Raw genomic sequence first — 21,941 nt, forward strand, 5'->3', positions numbered from 1 at the left:
ATGCGTGAATGTTAACTTGGTAAGAATCAACAACGGCAGGAAAGAGGTGACGGGAATGCTCCAGGTGATCGGGTTGAAAGCGGATTCCTCCAGCCAAAGTATTTCATTCAGCGCGGAAGAGAGCATGCTGGTGGGGATCAAGGGAAGCAGCGGAGCCTTGCAGCTCCTGAATTGTTTGTACCGGACCGTCATTCCCGAAGCGGGTCAAATATGGTATAAATCCTCCCTGCTCGGAAGATTGGACTTGATAAAGGCCACAGTCAGTGAAATCGTGAAATTACGCGTACATGAGATGGGATTATTGAATCCCTTGACGGCAATGATTCCCAAATACAGCCTATCCGTAACCGACATTATAGCTGAGCGCTTACTGCAGCAAGGATGCTCTGTCCGGCAGGCAAGAACCGACTCGCAGAACCTGCTGGAGCGGCTTCGAGTCGATGAGAAGCTGTGGTATACCTCGTCTGCGGTATGCAGCAGTGAGCAACGGCAGTGCATCGATTGGGCAAGAGCATTAGTTGCCCGCCCCCGGCTTTTTATCCTGAATGAGTCCGCCGCCGATCTGTTGGATGGAATAACAAAGCAGGAGATTTTGTCCGTTTTGAAGGAAATGGCATTGAGTGGGACGACAGTAATCGGGATATTCGAGGAGCATGGCTTGTGGGAGAGAGAAGCCGACCAACTGCTTGACATCAGCTGCGGGCCGGCATTGTCAGCTAAGAGGGACAAGCTCGCATTCACGTTCTAGCCCCCCCCGCACCTTGAATGATCTTCATTTTAAACTGTTTGAGCTGATCCGGATTCCGGAGGCTGACCGATTCTGATGATGTCGACCGTGCCCTCGTATCCGTGAGGAAGATGAACGGCAGCCTCAACATCATACGGCAGCCACACCTGTAACTTCATATGACCCCCCGCATCCAGTGACCAGCTCACATCAATCCGGCCCCGTTCCGGCAGCGGTACGCTGCCTCTGGCCCAGGAAAGTCCGCAGGGCTGCGGTTCAATGATGACAGCACTCCATCCCGGAGCTGCTTCCTTCACGCCGAGCACCCCGATGCCAAGAAAATATGCGGGAGCTGCCGACCAGGCGTGGCAGTGACTGCGCGTCAGCTCCGTCGGGATCGCCCGCCCGTCCTTCTGCTTGGGATACATCTCCCAACAGGTCGTTGCCCCGTATTCGATCATCTGGCCGTATTGCTGTCTCATATCCTCCAGCATAGGGGAGAACTGTCCCATTCCGGCCAGCGCTTCATAATAGAAAAAAGACATGAACGGACTGCCGATCTGCACAAAATGAGGCGGAGGCGACAGGAGATAGCTCTTGAGCTGTGATTTTCGGTCATGATCTGCGATGTCGCACAGATAGGCAACAACCTGAGTCTGCATGCTTATAATGTCCGACTTCCGGCCATCGGCATGAATGCAATCCATATACGCCCGGTGTTCCTCCGACCATAAATAGGAATTGATGGCTTCGGATAGCGCCTTCGCTTCTGCTCTATAAGTTAAAGCCTCTTGGGAGGCTCCTGCCAACTCTGCCAATTCCGCCGCGCTCCGAAGCGCTTTGACAAGGAACATGTTCTGATGCGTAACCGCACCCTCCCGGGGCTGATCTATGGGTGCCCAATCCAGAAGATTCCAGCCGTCCATATAGAGAAGTCCGCGCTCATCGATGAGATCCAGATAACGGTCCAGTGTGAATGCGACATGCGGCCATGCCGACTCAGCGAAAGCCTTGTCTCCCGTGCGGGTATAATATTCCCGGCAAGCGATGACCCAAAAGAAGGTCCAGTTCGGAATAACACTGTTCCAGCCGCTTGGCACCTGGTCTGCGTACAGCGGGGTTTGTCCTTTCGAACCGGGTACGAGTTCAAGGGAACGTTTGACCATCTCCTCGCTGCCGAACAAATAGTAAGCGATCAACGCTTCGTTGCGGGCATCCCCTACCCAAAACACCTGTTCATAAGCGGGGCAATCCACGAAGGTATCCTCCATGCAAAGCCTTGTGGTCGTCTGGCTGATCCGCCAAATATCGTTGATAAGAGAATCGGAGCACTGGAATTGTCCGATCTCGGCAACGGGGTAATGGCTCTGCTGCAGCTGTACGCCGTACAGCTTGACCGGCTTGATAGCCCCGCGGACGGTTACGGCCAAATAGCGGAATCCGCGCCTTACATACGAGGTGAACCGCTGTCTTCCCTGACGGCAAATATACCGCAGTGAATTGTCGAGATAGTTCATATGCTGGATCCAGCCGTCCCGCATATGCTCGAAGCCGTAGAAATCGATAACAGTGCCTGCATCCGCATCAACCTCGAATGAAATATAGCCTACAGCCTGGGTGCCGAAGTCCACAATAATCTCGGTATCCGCAAGCTCATAGATCGGGACAACGCCAGGTACGGAATTGGCTGCAACCACCTGCTGCAAAGCAGCGGGGACCGGTTCAGGGAAGGAGCCCTTCTTCCATACCGATAACGCGAGTATGGATTCCTTGCTGACCAGCCGATTGGGCACAGGCCGTATCCAGGTGTTCCACTGAGCCAGCTGTTCCGCTGAAGCTGCGGCCCCTGCTTCCCGGAACGCGGATACTTTGCGGGCCGCTTGCTCATCCAGGGCAGCGCTAACCTGCTCATTTGAGCTTCCGCAGGCATCGATTGTCCGCTGCCTGCTCCGATCCTCCTGGCTGTATCGATGGTCGATATATTCATAGCATTCGAAAGGACCAATGGTTATAAAGGGGGAATTACCCGCGAGAGAAGTTGTCCCTGAACTTGAATCGATATCGATCAGGGCGCTAATATCGAAATCCGTTGCACTCTCCACAATAGGCGAATGCAGCTCGAATGCGCTATCGCAATCGATTCCCATGAATAAACCGCGGCCGTGATCCTTGCCGGCCAGCTCGATGAGCAGCAGATTATCGCCTTCGCGTAATTTGATTTCCAGATACTTTTCCGACTTGAACGCGATAAAATCCTGCTTGGCGTACCGTTCTCCGTTGATGATCAAGCCGTTGAAGTGGGGAGGAGCATAAGGGAACCCTACGGTTGCTTTACCCGCAGCCTCGACCTGTATGACCGTGGCAGCATACCCGGCATACATATATTCATTGGCATTGTCTTCGCAGCCGGGTATCATCTGGCTGCGCAGATCAATATTGGTTGTCCAGGATACCGGAACAACCCGAGTCATTGCCTCCACCTTGACCGGATATACCGTTTCCTCGGTGAGCGGCAGAATATCCCGTGGCTTCAGGTTCTCCCATGGTTCTATTCCGGCCTTCCCAATAACAGCCGCATACGGCCATTCCGAATCCTCATAATCGGACAGGAGCCATTCATCGTCCCAAGCCCCCGCATCGATCCGTTCTGTGAAGGCATGCTGGCAGGACATCCTGGAAGCTCTCCTGTCTTGCCCCAGGCAGTGGGCGGTCCTCCACGAGCCGTCGGATACAATGCGCTCGGAAGCTCCATCTCCGCTCGCGGACAGGTCCAATTGGACAAGCAGGCCTCCTCTTCCGCGGATATAGTAAAAGGTGGATACCCCAAAATGCTGTACCAGGACGGATAAGGTGTTAAGCTGATCCGGCTTCAGCAGGTGGGCGATGTCATAGGTATCGTATGACTGCTCGGAGGGCCAGCTTCGCATCGGCCCCCGGCCGACCTTCACGCCGTTCACATACAGCACGTAACGGGAATCTGCCGTTATCGCTAGATTCCCTGAATCCCATGCATCCGGCGGGGTATAAAATGTTTTACGGAAACAGCGCCATTCATTGCGGGGACTGACTTCCGTTCCTCCCCAAATCCACTGGGCATCTCCTGCGAACCAATCCTTCATGCAGCCTTCTCTCCTTCTTTTATGCTTCTCATCTACAGGCGATCCCTGTACTCTTGGGGGGTGACAAGCATTTCTTTCTTGAATACTTTGGTGAAATAGTGAGCGGATTCAAATCCGACAAGCACCGCTACCTCATGTATTTTCATTCTCTGGTTGGCCAGAAGCTCCTTGGCCTTTGTCAGACGCATATCCTTAAGGTAATCGGAAATGCGCACGCCTGTAATCTGCTTGTAAAGACGGGACAAATAGGTGGGATGCAGGTATACGTGAGAGGCAAGCGCTTCAAGGGACAGGTCATCCGACAGATGGTTTTCAATATATTGATTGACGGCCATTAATACCTTCTGGGTACGGTTCTTCTGATCGTCCGTTCTTTGCTTGAACAAAATGTCGGACAATTCTCTGTAATAAGCGTCCGCTTGTTCCCAGGAACGGAAAGAGCCGCCCTGGAGCAGGAGCCTTATATCCATAGCTTCGGATACGGGGCCCAGAAAGCCCCAATGGTTGATGTAAGCCAGATACATCGCAGCCAAGGCGTATTGGATTTCCACGACAAATGAATAATGAGCGGGTGATGTCTGCAGGATCCGGGCGGTTTCAGAAATATCCTTGTATACCTCTGTGAATTTATCCTTCTGGCCGCTGAGCAGCCCGGTTTCCAAATGCCTGATCGAGCTGAGCTTGAGCGCGATATCCTGCCTGGACATGCCTTGCAGCATGGCAGCGGAAGGCTCTTGCGGTTTCAGATCGGTCAGCAGCATCTCCTGGCCATGGCCTAATCCTTGCTGAAACAATCGTTCCAGCTTCAGATTCTGTGCCGCCGTCGCAGTCCAGGAGCAAAAATGGCTGCTGATTGCAAGCGACACTGGCAGCTGCAGATGCGTCCTGCAGGTCTCCTGAATATCGGACATCATCCCCTGAACGAAGGCCAGACATTTATCGCAGTCCTCTCTGCCCAGCTTCCGGCTGGCCGCGATTGGCTGTATCAGGAGGATCAGGTGGGAGGGCTTCATCGAGAACGAAATAGATGCGAGCGTGCTTAAATATTCACTGGCGACATTTTGAATGGCATACATGAACAAGGGCTGGTCCGATTGACTGATATGATCAGGCCAACGGTCCACTCTGCCAATAACCAGCAGGACGTCTTCCTCGGCGGCGAGTGGAATCTGCATGTCGTTGAAGCGATCCTGACTGATTGACTTGGCGGACAGCTCACCCTGCAGCAGGCTGGTCAGATATTCTTTCTGGATTAATGAATTAGCAGCTTGAAGCTGCTGCCGGGCTCTGTCAAGAAGCTGCCCGGATACCAGGTCTTCCTGAAGGAGCTTAATCGCTTTGCTGACGGCCGCCAGGATGGGCTCATCGCCCTCAATCTTGAGAATATAATCCAATCCACCATCCCGCATGGCAGATTGCACATATTCAAAATCACTGTATCCGGTCAGAAAAATAACGTGGCAGCGGGGCCACAGCTTGATGATCTCCTTCTGCATCTCAATGCCGCTCATCCCGGGCATATGAATATCGGTTACGACGATATCCATCTTGGTTGTGCCCAATATCCGCAATGCTTCCATTGAAGAGTACGCACGGTAAACGCCAAGCTCCCCTTGCTTCCAATCCTGAAACTGCTCGTATAGCCCGTTAACGATTCTCGGTTCGTCGTCGACAACCAGCAGGTTGTACATGAGGTATGGACCATCTCCCTTCCATATGGGTTTATTATAAACGCTAACTTCCTCATGGAAATGGCTTTCCGGCAAGAAGTTGACCAATGACATACGATGTCAAAATATTACCGTAGTTGGTGAACCTCCCCGTTTACTATAATGTGAGTGGGAAGCAGCGGCCAACCATTTTCAAATTTTATGAGGAGGAATACATGTGACACGGAAACAAATGACAGCGTCCATATTGGTCCTGATGACAATCCTCACGGCTTGTTCGAGCAATTCCGGGACGACAGCGCAAACGGAACCAGGCAAGACCAATGAATCTTCGGGTGCAGCTCCAGGTATGTCTGCCAAATACGATCCCCCGGTTACAGTCACGACTGTACGGGCCCAAGCCGATATCACCGAATTTGCGGAAGGCGACTCGATGGACAGCAACATCTGGACCAAGTATCTGCTGGATACATACGGTTTCGAGCTCAAGAATACCTGGGTTACGGATTCCGCCGGTTACAAGGATAAATTGAACGTAACCATCGCTTCAGGGGATCTGCCGGATTTCTTCAAGGTTGACGCGACTCAATTCAAGCAGTTGGCCGATGCCGGATCTCTTGCGGATTTGACGGATGTCTATGATCAATACGCCTCTGACCTGCTCAAGAGCCGCTTGAATGAAGATGGCGGGATTACACTTAAAGCCGCTAAGATCGACGGTAAACTAATGGCGCTTCCCTATGTAACGGCCACGATGGATGGAGCAGGCATGATCTGGATCCGCAAGGATTGGCTCGACAACGTGGGACTGCCCGCTCCCAAAACGATGGACGACGTACTGGCGATATCCCAAGCATTTACGAAGAACGACCCGGATAAGAACGGGAAGGACGACACCGTGGGTCTGGGCCTCACGAAAGACATTTTCACCGGATTCGGCGGTCTCAACTACTTTTTGAACAGCTTCCATTCCTACGGGAAAATGTGGATCGAAGATCCCAAGGACAAGAGCAAGCTGGTATACGGCGCCATTCAACCGGAAGCCAAGCAGGCACTCAGCAAGCTGCAGGAGATGTATAAAGCCGGTGAAATCGACAAAGAGTTCTCCGTCAAGACGACGACGCAGCTGACTGACGATATCGTAGCGGGAAAAGTGGGAATGACGTACGGAATCATGGCGAATCCGATCAACTATTTGAGCAAATCGGTGGCCAAGGATCCGAATGCCAAGTGGGAAATGTATCAGCTGGCTTCCGTGGACGACCAGCCCGCCAAATCCCAGATCAGCTCGGGAATCGGAACTTTCTGGGTAGCCAGCAAGAAAAGCAAGTATCCGGATGCGCTGGTGAAGACGATGGATGCGTTCGTACAGAAGCTGTTCAGCGATAAAGCCGAATTTAAATACATGTATGACGGTCCCAATCTGGAATTCCACACGTTCAAATACATGGATGTCCAGGCATGGGGCGCGAGAAAGAATCTGGATGCCTACCTGGCGGTCAACTCAGCCTTGCAGTCCAATGACACCAGCAAGCTGAATCCGGAGCAAAAAGGCTACTATGATCAGGTGAAAGCGTACCAGGGCGGCGATGCGTCGCAGTGGGGAACATATAAGGTGTTTGGACCTGAAGGGTCGCTCAGTCTCCTCGAGAAAATTGTGAAGGACAATCTGATGTATCCGGATCAATACTTCAGCACCCCTACCGATCTTATGGTTCAGCGTCAAAGCACGCTTTCGGATCTGCTTGACGAGACTTATATGGGAATTATATTAGGGGATCCCGTCGATACATTTGATGCCATGATACCGAAGTGGAATCAGCTCGGCGGAGAGGAAATGACGAAGCAGGTTAATGACTGGAAAGCCACACAATAATTGAAGAACGTACAATCGTTTCGGAGGGGCGTCGGTTCCCCTCCGATGCTTATTTCAGAAGGATTGGCAAATTGGCAAGCGAGGAAGATGAACTATGAAAACAACAATCGCAAAGCCGGGAACCGGCTTGAATAAGGCCGCTTTGGGAAAGCGATCCCGTTACAGCCGCTGGCCCCTGCATATGATGATGATTCCCGGCATCATACTGGTGCTTATTTATCATTACGCGCCCATGTTTGGACTTGTCATTGCGTTTCAGAACTTCAAGCCCGCATTCGGCATCTTCCGCTCGGAATGGGTCGGATGGGATAATTTTGAGTATATGCTGCAGCTGCCGAACATGGCCCAGGTGATCTGGAATACATTATATATCGCATCCATGAAAGTCATAACCGGCTTAACGTTCCCCATCGTTATCGCAATCCTGCTCAATGAAATCCGGATAGCCGCCATCAAGCGGAGTATCCAGACGCTGATCTATTTGCCGCATTTTCTTTCCTGGATTATTCTGGGTGGGATCCTGATTGATGTCCTTTCTCCCTCCAAGGGAATCGTCAATCAGCTGCTCCAATGGTTCGGGATCGAGCCCATCTTTTTTCTCGGGGATGCGAAGCATTTCCCTTATGTACTCATAACAACGGATCTGTGGAAGGACTTCGGATTTTCGACCATTGTATATTTGGCAGCGCTAACAGGCATTAATCCTAGCCTGTATGAAGCTGCTGTTATAGACGGCGCAAGCCGCTTGAGACAAGCCTGGCATGTGTCGCTGCCCGGCATGACACCCATTATCGTACTGCTCGCCACGCTCAGTCTGGGACAAATCCTCAATGCGGGCTTTGACCAGGTCTTCAACCTGTACAGTCCAACCGTGTATGATACAGGCGATATTCTGGACACATTTGTCTACCGGCTGGGTTTGCAGCAAGCGCAGTACTCGCTGGCTACAGCGGTAGGATTATTCAAATCCGCGGTATCCTTTATATTGATTTCAGTTTCCTATTTTCTGGCTTACCGGATAGCCAATTATAGAATTTTTTAGATTTTTAAACGATTTCAGAGGGGAGAGCAAGAATTGGTACAAGACCGCTCATGGTTTGGACGCTTCTTTGACATCATGAACCATACGTTTCTTATCGGACTATCTTTGCTGTGCATTTTTCCGCTTCTGCATGTACTGGCTATTTCATTCAGCAGCAGCCTGTCGGTGGGGGAAGTTTTCCTATGGCCCGTTGATTTCACGACAGACGCTTATAAATATGTCCTGGATAAACCGGATTTTCTGAAATCCGTGCTTGTAACGATAAAACGGGTATTGCTGGGTGTCCCCTTCAATATGCTCATGGTGATTCTGCTCGCCTATCCGCTATCCAAGGACAGCAGGGCTTTTCCTATGCGGACCTTGTATGCCTGGTTTCTGGTCTTTACGATTTTATTCAATGGAGGGCTTATCCCGAATTATCTTGCCGTTCGATATACCGGCCTGCTCGATTCGGTCTGGGCATTGGTGCTGCCAAGCGCAGTACCTGTTTTCAACGTCCTTCTGCTGCTCAACTTTTTCCGAAATTTGCCGAAGGAGCTGGAGGAGGCTGCCTTGATAGATGGAGCGGGACACTTTGCTACGCTCATCCGGGTTTATTTGCCCCTATCGCTGCCCGCGCTTGCCACAATCACGTTATTCAGCACGGTGAATCACTGGAACGCCTGGTTCGACGGAATGATTTATATGAACTCGCCTTTACACTTTCCGCTCCAGACCTACCTGCGTACCATCGTGATCGAGTTGGACTTTACATCGCTTGGCTCGGAAGATGTTCTGAACCTGATGAACAGCGTGTCGGAGCGCACGACAAGAGCTGCCCAAATATTCCTCGGCGCACTCCCGATCCTGCTCGTATATCCGTTTCTGCAGCGCTTTTTTATCAAAGGCATTGTACTGGGAAGCGTGAAGGAATAATAACGGCTGCTCCGATGCTTGCATTCTTGGAAATCGGAGCAGACCGCCAGGATGGCAAGCTCCGTTCCCAAACGCATCATCAACCATTGGAGGTCTCGCATGTCCTGCTGTCCCTAGCAGGACATTTTTCCTGTTTTGTCGAAAAGGTCCTACTACACAAGGAGGTCGAGACTTAAAATGTGTTGGCGGGTCAAGCTTTCGAGTATTTATCCCAAGCTGCTGTTGTCTTTTCTTGTCGTGATAACACCGATTTATGTCCTGAGCCTGAAGATGAATGAGTATGGGGAGCGGAATGTCAGGCAGGAAATCGAAAATTCGATTCAATCGAGGGTCTCCTTCTACATTCATTTGCTGGACAGCGAATTCACCCGTATTATCAGCATGCAGGAGGAATATGTGAACGACAGGAATCTGCGGACGCTCAGCATCGCCGATCCGATTATTAGCGACAAGGAACGCCGCGAGGCCATTATATCCATCAACAATCAGCTTAACCGGATGATCAACACAAGCCCGTATATTCTGAACGCAGCCGCCTTTTTGCCAAATACACATAGATGGATTACGGATTCAACCCAATACAGCGCTCTTCCGGAGGGCGAATATACCGCGCTGAAATCGATTAACAACCGTTATGAGAATCCGTTTATCCATTGGCAGAACCGTCTATTCATCAGCTTCCCTTATTCGAATCTGGCGCTGATCAACGGGCAGGAGCCCCAATTTCTGATCGGGGTTGAAATCAATCAGGAGCGGTTGAAGGAGGTACTCAATCGTTTCGAAATAGGCGGCAAAGGAGGGTCCATGCTTATCGATCCCGGGGGAGAGTGGGCCGTAACCAGCGACAATGCGCCTATTCCATGGTTCGAGATCAAGCCGATTATGGCCGGCTTTCCCAAGGATAGCCCCTCTTACGTGAAAGAGACTACCATCGACGGGGAAAAATACTGGTTCATCGTGGAACGCTCCGCATCCCACGGAGTTACGCTGCTGTCCTATATGCCCGAGTCTGCCATATTGGGCTCACTCAGCGAGTATCGCAACTGGTATTGGGCGTTATCGGCCATTTCCATCATCGTAATCGTATTATTCGCTTATTGGATTTTCCGGCAAATTCATCAACCCATGAGGCGATTATTGCGGGCATTTCAACGGGTGGAGAACGGCAATTGGGGGACGATACTGACACATCGCAGATCAGACGAATTTGGCTACCTGTACAGTCAATTCAACTCCATGGTGGCGAATATGACGGAAATGATTCAAGAGGTGTACGAGCAAAAGTACCGGGCCAACCTGTCTGAGCTGAGGCAGCTTCAGTCCCAAATCAATCCGCATTTTCTCTATAACTGCTTCTTCAACCTCTACCGGATGGCCAAGAATGAGGAGAACGAGAATATCGCCTTGTTTTCTCATCATTTGGGTCATTATTTTCACTACATAACAAGGACGCAGCAGGATGATGTGCCGCTGGAGGAAGAGATTAAGTTTGCCCAAAATTATATCGCCATTCAGACTTTCCGTTTTGAGGATCGCATTGCTGTGCATCTGGAGGCCGTTCCGGATTCGTACCGCGCATTTCGGGTTCCCAAGCTCATTATCCAGCCCTTGCTGGAAAATGCCTATCAATACGGATTTCGCAATACGATCGCAGATGGAAGATTAGAGGTTTGCTTCAAATATGAGAAGGGATATTTGATCATTCTTGTAGATAACAATGGGGAGCATATACCTGAGCCTCAATTCCAGGAGCTGCTGCTGAAGCTGAAGACGAACAGCCTGAATGTAGAAACCACCGGCCTCGTCAATGTACACCGCAGGCTGAAATTAAAGTATGGCCCTGACAGCGGGCTGCAAATCGTGAATGAACCAGGGCGGTTTCAAGTCCGATTGTCGATTCCGGTGGAAGAAGTGAAGAATGGCAGCAACCAGGGACATAACCTGGAATCTATTTAACCGTAATAAAATGAAAAGGAGAGGGCGGCCTTATGCTCCAATATGCCATGACCGCACCTCTAGACAAGTCCGTTATTAACCAGCAAAAATATTTATCGTCATTTCTTCCTTAAAGCCCACTTTGAGATAGCGAACCTTTAGTTGGTGCGGTGCAGCAGCTTGAATTTGTTCTTTGCCTGGTATCCTCGAAGCAGCAGGCATAATATGCGGTTAATCCTCCCTTGTTTCTCTATCAATGGTTTCCGCAGCTTTGTCCCAGTGCAGCCGCATGATCTCTCTCATATAGAGATCCTCCAGCTTCTCCTGGTGGAAGCTGATCGTTGTCTTCCGCGCAGACGGGGATAACCAATAAATCTGCAGCGACGAGGGCTTGTCCCAATCCTTTCGCTGCCAGCTCATCCGCAGCTTCTCATACGGTTTGACCAGCCAAGCCTGCCGGAGGTTCCGTCCCGGGACTCGAATACGCTTCCGGCCTCCAGCGTCAGGGAGGGGATTTCACCGATCCACAGCTTCAGACCCTCAGGGGAGAGCATATGGGACCAGACCCGTTCTCGGGGAGCCGCAACGGTTTTTCGGACGCCGATATTGAATCCCACTGCGGCCGTCTGCCCGACAGGCTTGCGTCCAAGGCTCTGACCATACATAGCAGCGATGATAGGCGCCCATTTGGCGCTGACCTCGCGTACTTCCAGCAAATAGGCAATCAGCTGATCATGGGAATATGCCGCGCCGCAATCCTCCTGGAGAAGCTGCGTCCACTTTTCCCAGCTTATGCTGGTTTCGGTTATAATATCATGCCTGAATATGATGCCTGCCATAGAGGTAACCTCCCGTTTTAATAAACTGCTGTTAGTTAATATATAACACAAAGGCTGACAGCCATGGTCAGCCTTTAATTTTTGATGGGAAAAAAATCAGGTTAGGGTTTGTTTAAGGGGAAGGAGAGCGGTAAACATCATATAAAGCAAAGGCTATCTCGGCCAAGCATTCCCGCAGCTCAGGCGGCTCCTGGACCTGTATCCGGCCTCCGTATGACAGCAGCAGGTAAGGAGCTTGCGTATATAAATTCCATTCATCCAGCTCAAAATCAACATGATGGGCGGATCGTTCGATCAGAGTGTGCGAGACCAGCCAATGCCTGCTCAAATCGTCCAGGGCTTCGGCATTCCCGGTAACATGCACCGATACCCGGTTCGATTCAGGTCCTGAATCCGGAAGCAGGCTCCCGAGCAGAAAATCCCGGGCAGAGAACCCTTCCGGACGTTGAAAGATAAAGTCCGTACCGGATACGGCTTTTATACGGTCAACGCGGAAGCTGCGGATTTCTTCGCGAAGATGGCAGAAGCCGATCAAATACCATTTGCTTTTCCAGTGTACGAGACCGTAAGGATCGATCCGGCGTACTTGCGGTAAGCCTTCAAGCCCGGTCTGGTACGTAATGGACACGGAATGACGGGCGTCCAGGGAGGACTCCAGCTGCTGCAGCATGCGCGACTCACCATCCGGAACAGGCGGTTCAATGATCTCAACATCCGCTTCATGCCGTTCCAGACGCTCTAACTGCTGCGGATTGGTGTACCGCTTTATTTTGCCGACAGCACGCTCCAATACATCCCCTTGGGGGTAGCCCGCTTCCTGAGCGAACAGAGCTGCATGAACGAGGGCCTTCTGCTCCTGTTCATCGAAGAACAGCGGGGCATCTGTAAAATGGTCCGGGATGTAGTAGCCGCCAGCCCGGCCCTTGTCGGAAAGAATGGGAACGCCGCTGGCGCATAATGCGTCGATATACCGGTAAACGCTGCGGACATGGATTTCCAGCTCATCGGCGAGCGCGAAGGCGCTCATTTTCCTGCGGGTCTTCAGCAGCCATAGAATAGACAGCATATGATCAGCTTTGGACATGAGAGGGCACATCCTTTATGGATTAGAATAGGAAGGGGTGTAAATCCTATCCTTTATGGTACCTGTATTTATGTTCAGCAGCAATAAATGCTCCAAGGAGCACGAATTCCCGCACAATACAAAGAAAGTGCCGTCCGAATTTGTTCGGCGGCACTCTCTTTAAGAGTTTTTCTTTCCGTTGGGAAAATAAACTTTATGTCTCTTCAGCTTCATCCGGCTGCTGTGGTGGCAGCGGCCGTTTCATACGCCCCGCCCTGCGCAGGGCATCGCGCAGCAGAAACTCGATATGCGCGTTCACGCTGCGGAACTCGTCTGCAGCCCATTTCTCCAGCGCCTGGTGCAGCTCGACGTCGAGACGAAGCGGGAACGCCTTGCGTTCTTTGGCCATATAGATGATTCAGCCTTCAGGTGTAAAGTGTGCCCGTATTGATGACCGGGGTCGTTCCGCGTTCGGAAACGATGGCCACCATCAGATTGTTGATCATTGCCGCACGGCGTTCGTCATCGAGTACGATGCCGCGTTGCTCCAGCTGCTGCAGGGCTGAATCCACCATACCAACGGCACCGTCAACGATCATTTGCCTGGCCGATACGATAGCTGCCGCCTGCTGGCGCTGCAGCATTGCATTGGCAATCTCGGGAGCATAGGCCAGATGGGAGAGCCGGGTCTCCATAACCTGAACGCCAGCTACCATAAGTCGGCTTTGGAGCTCCGCCATCAACCTGGAGGATACCTCATCCGCATTGCCGCGAAGGGAGAAGGTTCCATCCTCGTCATAGGAGTCGTAAGGATATTGTGCGGCGATATGCCGTACTGCCGTCTCGCTCTGGATTTCGACGAATTTCTCGTAATTGTCGACGTCGAATGAAGCCTTTGCCGTATCGGTCACCTTGAAAACCACGACGGCCGCAATTTCTACCGGGTTCCCGGAATGATCATTGACCTTCAGCTTCTGGGAGTTGAAATTGCGGACTTTCAGAGACACCCGTGCCTTGTTGGTGAATGGAAATACAAGCCATAAGCCGCTGTCGGTCACCGTTCCTTTGTATTTGCCGAAGAAAGTGATGACCTTGGCCTGATTGGGCTGGACGACGCTGAGCGACGTCATGAGCACAAAACCAAGCAGCAGCATCACCACCCCAAGAATGATCAGTCCTGAACCCGGCTCATCCTTCGTTCCGACTGCGATAAACAGAACCACTGCGCCAACGACCAGAACGAGCGATAACAGCAAGGCAAGAAAGCCATTCACGTGCCAAGCTTTGCGTTCCTGCATATTGAATCCTCCCTAATATCAATGTGATATTTATATGATATCACTTTTTTCAATAATTTCAATCCGCTTAATGTTGCAAACGGGAAACTGCCGCGCATCTTTTTTTAACGGGGATTTCCTTTTGTTGAGGATTGTCCTTTCTCTGGGGTATAATACAGAGGATATCAGAACATTCAAACATTCAATTATTTATGCTGCCTATAATAGAAATGGAGTGGATGCGAATGTCCGGATTCACCATCAACAGCAGCAAATCGCAGCCTCAACCCGAGCTGAAGCTGGTAACCAGACAGAAGGTCATCGACAACGGTTTGCAGGTCATGCAGGAAATCGGAACGAATCATATTTGCAAAGTTTGTATCGATCATGGCGGTTCCTGCTGCAGCGGCTGCAGACATCTGTCCGACCGGGTGGGCTGCCAGCTTCGAAATACGAGCTGTACGGCCTGGTTGTGCGGATTCCTCAAATATATGCTGTTCAAAACCGATCTGCTGCAGACGTGGAATGATTACTGGGAACAAATTCCCGGACAGGATTTTCGCGAGGATTTCACACCGGAGATGTTCTTTATACAGCAGCAGCTGGCTCTGCCGAATTTGCAGGATCTGAGCGAAGCGCTGGCCGCTGATTTGAATGAGCTGGCGGAGCAGCAGGCATCTCCCGATTTCATTCTCACTCTCAGAGATAAACTGGACAAGAATGTGGATCAATTCCTCTATTACAAAAACGTATCCACGAAGAAGCACTTGAAAAGGAACATCGATGTGCTGTCCGGTTCCTTTTTCCGGTTCCATCAAGCGCTGGACAGCTATCTGATGGCAGCGGAAGGCGCAGATAACAGGCTATAACCTCTTGCTGTGCCGCCCAAGGATGGAGAGAGCCGTTTCTTCTTAATGGCCGCTTCAATAAGTATGGTCAAACCGGAAGGCAGACACTTTGAAGAAAAGTGCCCGCCTTCTTTTTTTGGCAAATGCAAGCATTGTCAAAGCCGGAAAAGCCGGGAGCGCAGCGCCAATGCCGCTGTTTGCACATCTGCAATAATTATCCCCCTCGCACTCCTATTTAATAAGCTTGTCAAACTAGTCCGCATAATTGTCCAAGTCCCCTCATAGACATGTACAAGTCAAGCGTAAACGGCCTTGTCCCGTACGAGCCAGTGTGAATCAGCGCTCGCTCTGGTCACGTACAGCTCCGGATACGTTTAAAAAAACTTGTGATGAGGGGTTGATCTCATGCGTCGTCGAATCAGTTTCATCGCAGCCATCTTGCTGTGCGCCACGGCGGTGCTCGCCGGCTGCGGGACTAAGGACGCGAATTCAGTTGTCAAGGATTTGGACCAGACGGTTAACAAAATGGAAAGCTATCACGGAACAGGCACGATGACTCTGCATACCGGACAGCAGCCTCTGGAGTACCAGGTTGACGTCTCTTACCAGAAGCCGCAGTATTACAGAATTGAACTGACCAATGCCAAGAAGGACATTACTCAAATTGTGCTCCGTAACGATGAAGGCGTGTTTGTCCTGACGCCCCGTCTGAACAAGGTGTTCCGGTTCCAGAGCGACTGGCCGGCCAACCAAGGTCAGGTCTACCTGTACCAGACGCTGGTATCCAGTATTTTGCTGGATAATTCCCGTCAATTTGCCGTCGATAAGGACAACTACGTCTTCGATGTCATGGCGAATTATCAGAACGGTTCACTGGCACGCCAGAAAATATGGCTCAATAAATCGGATTATGCGCCAAGCAAGGTGGAAGTGAGCGATACCAATGCCGCCGTCATGGTTGAGGTGGAATTCAACAAATTCGAGTTCGGCTCCAAGCTCGATAAGAGCGTCTTCGATACCCAGCGCAATATGGAGAGCAGCACGAGCAATCAACCGACGACAGCGCAGCCGGATAATGAATCAAATGCTTCGGCAAATGACGAGCCCGTACTTACACCTGAAGCAAACTCACCGCAAAATACAGGCGACAATCAGACGGAAGAAACGCCAACTACGGACGATAACGCCAATGCCAATCCGGATAATGCAGAAGACACCGCTACGAATGCGGATAATACCGGCGCCAATAGTGATACTTCAACTCAGGACGAGAATGCGGATGACGCTCTGGCGCCGGCTGCGGAATCCGACGGGACTGAAGGTCAAATCTTTACCGCGATGGAGCCTTCCTACCTGCCTGAAGGGGTATCGGAGATGGATCAGCAGGAGATTGTGTTTGGCGGCAATCCGGGCTTTATGATCCGCTATACGGGCGATTACGACTATACGCTGATTGAAACTCAGCCTCGTGACCAGGCTGTCTCCATGATGAAAGGGGATATGGTCGATCTGGGCTTCACACTCGGTCAAATGAGCGGCGACGAGCAGAAAACGCTGACCTGGACCTACAATGGAATTGAATACCGGATCACCAGCGCTACGCTGCCGGATTACGAGATGGTCAAGGTTGCGCAGTCGGTGCAGGGAGAAATCAGTAAATAAAGGAATGGTTCCCCGTTTCATTGACAGCCTCAAGGCTCAACGTATAACATAAGGTTATGGGTTATAAAAGCAAACGCCCGTGCGTAGGGGATACTCCCCATACGAACGGGCGTTTGAGCGTTTAGATGAGGAGAAGGTGGACGTAAGTTGAACGTGTATTACCGCCCCACCAGGGCTGAAATATCTTTGGACGCGCTTGCGCATAATCTGCAGTCCTTTCGCAGTGCGATACCGGAGGGTATGCGGCTGATGGCCTCGGTCAAAGCCAACGCATACGGACACGGTGCCGTAGAAATTGCCAGAGAGGCGGAAGCCTGCGGTGTCGATTATCTGGGCGTCGCTTTTCTGGATGAAGCGATAGAGCTTCGCGAGGCTGGAATTCAAATCCCTGTTCTCGTTCTCGGCTATGTACCGCCGGAAGGGCTCGCTGCGGCCAGGGACCTTAATATTGCCATCACGTTGTTCCGTGAAGATGTTCTGGATGCGGCAGCCGGCCTGCCCGATAACGGCAAACGGCTCACCGTTCATGTGAAAGTGGATACCGGCATGGGCCGTCTGGGCCTGCTTCCGGGAGCGGAGGGGCTGGCTTTCATAGCTCGTGCGTTAGGGGAGCCGCGGCTGTTTGTGGAGGGCCTGTTCACCCATTATGCCCGGGCGGATGAAGCGGATAAGGCTTATACGCAGCTGCAGTTTGAACGGTTCACCGCTTTTGTTCGGGATATGAAGCAGGCTGGACACGAGATACCCCTTATACATGCGGCCAACAGCGCTACGGGGATGGATACGCCCGAGCTTGGCTGCGGAATGCTGAGACTTGGCATCGGCATGTATGGATTGTATCCCTCTGCTGAAGTGAACCGGAGCCGGATTGCTCTTAAGCCTGTATTGTCGCTCAAGACGCAGGTCGTGATGGTAAAGGAAGTTCCGTCAGGCTGGGGAATCAGCTACGGTTCACGTTATGTAACAAGCGCAGAAGGCGAGCGGATCGGGACGCTCCCCATCGGTTATGCCGATGGCTACAGCAGGATGATGACTGGCAAGGCTTCGGCGCTTGTGCGCGGACGCCGTGTGCCGATTCTGGGTGCAATCTGCATGGACCAATGCATGATTGCGCTGGAAGCGGCTGAAGCAGAAGCATCCGGCAGCGGCCCGGTGATGGCTGGCGAGGAGGTTGTTCTGATCGGCTCCCAGGGCGGTGAGACGATTACAGCCGACGAAGTGGCCGATATTCTCGGAACGATCAACTATGAAGTGACATGCATGATCGCTTCGCGGGTGCCGCGTATTTATATGCGCGGGGGCAAGCCCGCGGCGGTAGAGAATCCGCTGCTCAAACCGGTTTAAATATTTCCTTTCAAAAAAGGAGTAAGTTTAAGCAGGATATTGGCGATTTACCTCGAATAAGAGTAGGACGAGGGTAAATGGCATACTCCGCATCTGCTAATAGATGCAGCATACTTGATATATCACGCGCATAGATATGATGGTGTATAATACGATCACAACAATGAAATACTGATAGTGCGCTTTTGCTGGAAATGTTTTGGGGGTGCGAGTTTGGTGGCCAATTTGCAAAACACCAAGAGGATAATGATCAGTTTGCCCGATCATTTGTTAGAAGAAGTCGACGGGATCGTTGCCAAAGAAAACTCAAACCGCAGCGAATTTATTCGTCAGGCGATGAAGCTGTATTTAGTTGAACGTAAAAAGCGTCAGATCCGCGAGTCGATGCAGCGCGGTTATTTGGAAATGGCGAAAATCAACCTGGTTATGGCATCGGAAGCTTTTCAAGCGGAGGAAGATGCCGGCGATACGCTTGGCCGACTCGTAAGCGGGGTGTAGAGGTTGATTGTTAAACGCGGCGATGTGTTTTTTGCAGATTTGTCACCTGTAGTCGGATCGGAGCAGGGTGGAGTCCGTCCGGTTCTTGTCATTCAGAATGATATCGGCAACCGTTTCAGCCCAACGGTCATTGTGGCTGCCATTACGGCACAAATTCAAAAGGCGAAGCTGCCTACGCACGTTGAAATTGATGCGGCATCACATGGCTTTGACCGGGATTCGGTCATTTTGCTGGAACAGATCCGGACGATCGACAAGCAAAGATTGACGGATAAGATTACGCATCTGGACGATGAAACGATGCGTAAAGTCGATGAATCCTTGCAAATCAGCGTCGGCCTGATCGATTTTTAAGCTAGTATCGTCTTATATCGGCAGGTTACGAAACAGGGCGATGGCGCCCTGTTTTTTAATTATATTGGAAATGGACAAACCTGAAGGAGGAATACTTAAGATGAAAATTATAAGAGTCAGCACACCGGAAGAACGGGATAAAGCCTATGAAGTCCGCAGAGCGGTTTTCGTGGAAGAGCAGGGCGTTCCGGTCGAGGTGGAAATCGATGAGTTCGAGGATGCGGCGGAGCATTTTGTCATTATCGACGGGGACCGGCCTGTCGGCGCAGCCAGGCTCAGACTGCTCGGCGATACAGCCAAGCTGGAGCGCATCTGCGTATTGATGTCTCACCGCAAATATGGACTGGGCAGAGACATGGTTATCGCAATGGAAGAGGTCTCAAAGGAGCTGGGAGCGGTTCGCGCCAAGCTGCACGGCCAGACGCATGCGGAGCCTTTTTATACGAAATTGGGCTATCAGCCGGCTTCCGAGATCTTCATGGAAGAGGGGATTCCTCATCTGTTAATGGTCAAGACATACTAATCGTTAGAATCATAAGGGAGTCGGCAGGCGGCTTGTCAGGGGAAGCAGAAACCCGGGCAAGCCGCCTGTCGGTCTGCAGACGGAGATGTTTTTCGGTCCTGCGACGCTTTGTGCCGGCTCTGGGGTCGGATAAAATAAGGGAGCAGTCGAGAAGAATTTGCGGCTTCACAACGTAACAATGTTATGTTACGCTGTTGGAAGAGGTGAAGAAATGGAACGTGAATTGATTTCGAAGAAGGAGCTGCTTGAGCTTACTGGGATTTCTTACGGGCAGCTTTACAGATGGAAAAGAAAGCAGCTCATTCCGGAGGAATGGTTTATCCGCAAAGCCGTGTTTACGGGACAGGAAACCTTTTTCCCCAGGGATCTGATATTGCCGCGAATTGAGAAAATCCTCCATCTGAAGGACGATGTGTCATTGGATGAGCTGGTGGGGAAGCTTTCCCCGGAACTGAATGACATTCGTATCAGTAAAAGCGACTGCTGGAAACGAAACATTGTTTCGGAGTTGGTCATACGACGCTTTGCAGGGGATTCTCCCGATAACACACTGCTTTCTTTTCAAAGCCTATTATTTCTGTTTATTGCCGACAAGCTGCTGCAGACCGGTGAGATGAGTCTGGAAGAAGGGGCACTGCTCATCCCAACGCTGGAGGAGCATTTCAAGGCTTTTGAGGACAAAGGCTGCGATGTGGTTTTCATCCGGAAGATGGGTGTTGCGATATTTTTACTGCTTGGGCGTTCCGAGAAAATCGGCTTTGACCGCGGGGTTAAGCAGGTGCTGCGGCTTTCGGTAACAGACTGTATAGAAGAGCTGAGAATGAAGCTTACTTAAGTTAAGGAGGGAACAGGGAATGGATGAGAGCAAGCGCAGGGATCTGAATCTTTCCGGTTTTGGCAGCGCGGCGGGAGGCGATTACCGTTCTGTAAAGATTGACGGTATAGGTAAAGTGGAAGGAGACCTCATCAGCGAAAGCTTTCAGCTTAACGGGGTCGCAACCATAAGAGGCGCCATCCGGTCCCGGCAGCTACGTGTGAAGGGAAAAATGTCCGTGGAGGGCGACGTCTATTCGCCTGACTTCCAGATGGAAGGGGATATAAAAGTTCATGGGCGGATGGCCTGTGATGAGATTCAGCTGGAAGGCTTGCTGCAGCTTCATGGCGATTGCGAGGCAGAGCAGTTTGTCTCCCGCGGGGGGTTCACTATGGACGGCATGCTCAATGCCGAGAGGATTGACATACTGTTGTACGGCCGCTGTCAGGTGAAGGAGATAGGCGGAGAGAGCATTCTGGTCAAGAGGTCCGAGCGCAGCTTGTGGTCTAAGCTGTTTCAATGGCTGATTCCCGTATTCGATCCGCGTTTGGCAACAGGGGCGATTGAAGGGGATAACATTCATCTGGAAGGAACAATAGCGCAGGTTGTCCGCGGCAATCGGATATCTATCGGTCCAGGCTGCATCATCGAGCGGGTGGAGTATCGTACTGAGCTTGCTGTTCATCCGGATGCGAAGGTCAATCAGCGCATTCAGGGATAAAGGGGGAAGCAAAATGAATCAGAATAAGCAGCGTAAATTAACGATTACGGGCACAGGCTCTACATCGGGCGGTGTTTTCCAGAGTGTCCGGATTACCGGAGAAGCTGAAATACACGGGGATACAGAGAGCGATTCGCTGTCCTGTACCGGAAATTGCTCCGTCAGCGGCTCCGTTATATCCCGCACCGCCCGAATCGTGGGGGAGTTTGAGATTGATGGCGATCTCAAGGCCGGCAAGCTGACCGCGCTTGGACAATTGAAAATATCGGGCAGCGCCAAGGGCGGCGTTTTTAAAATCAAGGGCCAGCTGGATACAGGCGGTGAATGCGAAGCGGAACGTTTCGAGAATAATGGTGCTTTCCAGATTCACGGGCTGCTGTCTGCCGACCGGGTGGATATCGGCATGTACGGACCTTGCTATGCAAGGGAAATCGGGGGTGCGGCAATCAGGGTGAAGCGCGGCAGATGGCAGGGAATCAAGGAGCTTTTCACCCGGGCCGGAGCAGCGCAGCTGAAGGCTGAATCGATTGAAGGCGACAGCATATATGTCGAGCATACCAAGGCGGATGTGATCCGGGGCAATACCGTTATCATTGGCCCTGCGTGCGACATCGGGCTGGTGGAATACCGGGGCTCGCTGGAACTTAACAAAGGCAGCGTCGTCCATGCTCAGAAACAGACCAAGTAACAAAGACGCGAAATAAGGAGATGAAA

General features: G+C 51.4%; 22 protein-coding genes. 14 read left to right on the forward strand and 8 right to left on the reverse strand.

Annotated elements, in window-relative coordinates:
* Nucleotides 1-4: 4 nt before the first annotated feature.
* Nucleotides 5-748 (forward strand): ATP-binding cassette domain-containing protein, encoded by a 744-nt coding sequence (locus tag AC0YNV_RS28530; protein ID WP_475771061.1) that lies wholly within the window; start codon nt 5-7, stop codon nt 746-748.
* A gap of 29 nt (nt 749-777) precedes the next feature.
* Here the strand turns inward: AC0YNV_RS28530 and AC0YNV_RS28535 are convergent, their stop codons facing one another.
* Nucleotides 778-3,846 carry a family 78 glycoside hydrolase catalytic domain gene (locus tag AC0YNV_RS28535; RefSeq protein WP_475771062.1) on the reverse strand — a complete coding sequence of 1,023 codons (3,069 nt, stop codon included), beginning with the start codon at nt 3,844-3,846 and terminating at the stop codon, nt 778-780.
* A 32-nt stretch (nt 3,847-3,878) separates the two neighbouring features.
* The gene (locus tag AC0YNV_RS28540) at nt 3,879-5,537 is read right to left on the reverse strand and encodes a response regulator (RefSeq protein WP_475771063.1); all 1,659 of its coding nucleotides are present in this window, start codon (nt 5,535-5,537) and stop codon (nt 3,879-3,881) included.
* A 196-nt stretch (nt 5,538-5,733) separates the two neighbouring features.
* Between AC0YNV_RS28540 and AC0YNV_RS28545 the strand changes: the two genes are divergently transcribed.
* From AC0YNV_RS28545 to AC0YNV_RS28560, 4 genes are all read left to right on the forward strand, one after another.
* Nucleotides 5,734-7,392: a type 2 periplasmic-binding domain-containing protein gene (locus AC0YNV_RS28545; RefSeq protein ID WP_475771064.1), complete on the forward strand. Its 1,659-nt coding sequence runs from the start codon at nt 5,734-5,736 to the stop codon at nt 7,390-7,392.
* A gap of 94 nt (nt 7,393-7,486) precedes the next feature.
* Nucleotides 7,487-8,434 (forward strand): ABC transporter permease, encoded by a 948-nt coding sequence (locus tag AC0YNV_RS28550; protein WP_475771065.1) that lies wholly within the window; start codon nt 7,487-7,489, stop codon nt 8,432-8,434.
* Nucleotides 8,435-8,467: 33 nt separating this feature from the next.
* Nucleotides 8,468-9,349, forward strand: coding sequence for a carbohydrate ABC transporter permease (locus AC0YNV_RS28555; protein ID WP_379114272.1), 882 nt, complete (start codon nt 8,468-8,470; stop codon nt 9,347-9,349).
* A 177-nt stretch (nt 9,350-9,526) separates the two neighbouring features.
* Entirely contained in the window at nt 9,527-11,305 is a 1,779-nt protein-coding gene (locus AC0YNV_RS28560; protein ID WP_475771066.1) for a sensor histidine kinase, read from the forward strand.
* Between the two features lie 75 nt (nt 11,306-11,380).
* On the opposite strand, the gene AC0YNV_RS28565 is transcribed toward AC0YNV_RS28560, so the two are convergent.
* The 6 genes from AC0YNV_RS28565 to AC0YNV_RS28590 form a co-directional block, all read right to left on the reverse strand.
* Entirely contained in the window at nt 11,381-11,506 is a 126-nt protein-coding gene (locus AC0YNV_RS28565; protein WP_475771067.1) for a hypothetical protein, read from the reverse strand.
* A 9-nt stretch (nt 11,507-11,515) separates the two neighbouring features.
* A complete protein-coding gene (locus AC0YNV_RS28570) occupies nt 11,516-11,704 on the reverse strand; it encodes a hypothetical protein (protein ID WP_475771068.1) in 189 nt (62 codons plus the stop codon).
* Nucleotides 11,701-12,123 carry a hypothetical protein gene (locus AC0YNV_RS28575; protein ID WP_475771069.1) on the reverse strand — a complete coding sequence of 141 codons (423 nt, stop codon included), beginning with the start codon at nt 12,121-12,123 and terminating at the stop codon, nt 11,701-11,703. The genes AC0YNV_RS28570 and AC0YNV_RS28575 overlap by 4 nt, the downstream gene beginning before the upstream one ends.
* A 112-nt stretch (nt 12,124-12,235) precedes the next feature.
* Nucleotides 12,236-13,207 carry a helix-turn-helix transcriptional regulator gene (locus AC0YNV_RS28580; protein ID WP_475771070.1) on the reverse strand — a complete coding sequence of 324 codons (972 nt, stop codon included), beginning with the start codon at nt 13,205-13,207 and terminating at the stop codon, nt 12,236-12,238.
* A 193-nt stretch (nt 13,208-13,400) separates the two neighbouring features.
* A complete protein-coding gene (locus tag AC0YNV_RS28585; protein ID WP_210046102.1) occupies nt 13,401-13,595 on the reverse strand; it encodes a type II toxin-antitoxin system antitoxin in 195 nt (64 codons plus the stop codon).
* Between the two features lie 16 nt (nt 13,596-13,611).
* Nucleotides 13,612-14,484 (reverse strand): SPFH domain-containing protein, encoded by an 873-nt coding sequence (locus tag AC0YNV_RS28590; protein WP_475771071.1) that lies wholly within the window; start codon nt 14,482-14,484, stop codon nt 13,612-13,614.
* A 224-nt stretch (nt 14,485-14,708) separates the two neighbouring features.
* On the opposite strand from AC0YNV_RS28590, the gene AC0YNV_RS28595 reads away from it, so the two are divergent.
* The 9 genes from AC0YNV_RS28595 (at nt 14,709) to AC0YNV_RS28635 (ending at nt 21,915) form a co-directional block, all read left to right on the forward strand.
* Nucleotides 14,709-15,332, forward strand: a complete 624-nt coding sequence (locus AC0YNV_RS28595; protein ID WP_475771072.1) for a hypothetical protein — start codon at nt 14,709-14,711, stop codon at nt 15,330-15,332.
* A gap of 384 nt (nt 15,333-15,716) precedes the next feature.
* On the forward strand, nt 15,717-16,973 hold the full coding sequence (locus AC0YNV_RS28600) for an outer membrane lipoprotein-sorting protein (protein ID WP_475771073.1): 1,257 nt from the start codon (nt 15,717-15,719) through the stop codon (nt 16,971-16,973).
* 147 nt (nt 16,974-17,120) lie between these two features.
* Nucleotides 17,121-18,317 (forward strand): alanine racemase, encoded by a 1,197-nt coding sequence (alr, locus tag AC0YNV_RS28605; protein ID WP_475771074.1) that lies wholly within the window; start codon nt 17,121-17,123, stop codon nt 18,315-18,317.
* A 216-nt stretch (nt 18,318-18,533) separates the two neighbouring features.
* Complete coding sequence (locus tag AC0YNV_RS28610; protein ID WP_189000792.1) at nt 18,534-18,815, forward strand: CopG family ribbon-helix-helix protein; 282 nt, start codon at nt 18,534-18,536, stop codon at nt 18,813-18,815.
* Nucleotides 18,816-18,818: 3 nt separating this feature from the next.
* Nucleotides 18,819-19,169 (forward strand): type II toxin-antitoxin system PemK/MazF family toxin, encoded by a 351-nt coding sequence (locus tag AC0YNV_RS28615; RefSeq protein ID WP_189000789.1) that lies wholly within the window; start codon nt 18,819-18,821, stop codon nt 19,167-19,169.
* 100 nt (nt 19,170-19,269) lie between these two features.
* Nucleotides 19,270-19,692: a GNAT family N-acetyltransferase gene (locus AC0YNV_RS28620; protein WP_210046107.1), complete on the forward strand. Its 423-nt coding sequence runs from the start codon at nt 19,270-19,272 to the stop codon at nt 19,690-19,692.
* Nucleotides 19,693-19,903: 211 nt separating this feature from the next.
* On the forward strand, nt 19,904-20,527 hold the full coding sequence (locus AC0YNV_RS28625; protein WP_475771075.1) for a YhbD family protein: 624 nt from the start codon (nt 19,904-19,906) through the stop codon (nt 20,525-20,527).
* A 19-nt stretch (nt 20,528-20,546) separates the two neighbouring features.
* Nucleotides 20,547-21,227 carry a polymer-forming cytoskeletal protein gene (locus AC0YNV_RS28630; RefSeq protein ID WP_475771076.1) on the forward strand — a complete coding sequence of 227 codons (681 nt, stop codon included), beginning with the start codon at nt 20,547-20,549 and terminating at the stop codon, nt 21,225-21,227.
* 13 nt (nt 21,228-21,240) lie between these two features.
* Complete coding sequence (locus AC0YNV_RS28635) at nt 21,241-21,915, forward strand: hypothetical protein (RefSeq protein WP_475771077.1); 675 nt, start codon at nt 21,241-21,243, stop codon at nt 21,913-21,915.
* Nucleotides 21,916-21,941: the final 26 nt, after the last annotated feature.

This window comes from Paenibacillus sp. JT31N11 (assembly GCF_056269285.1).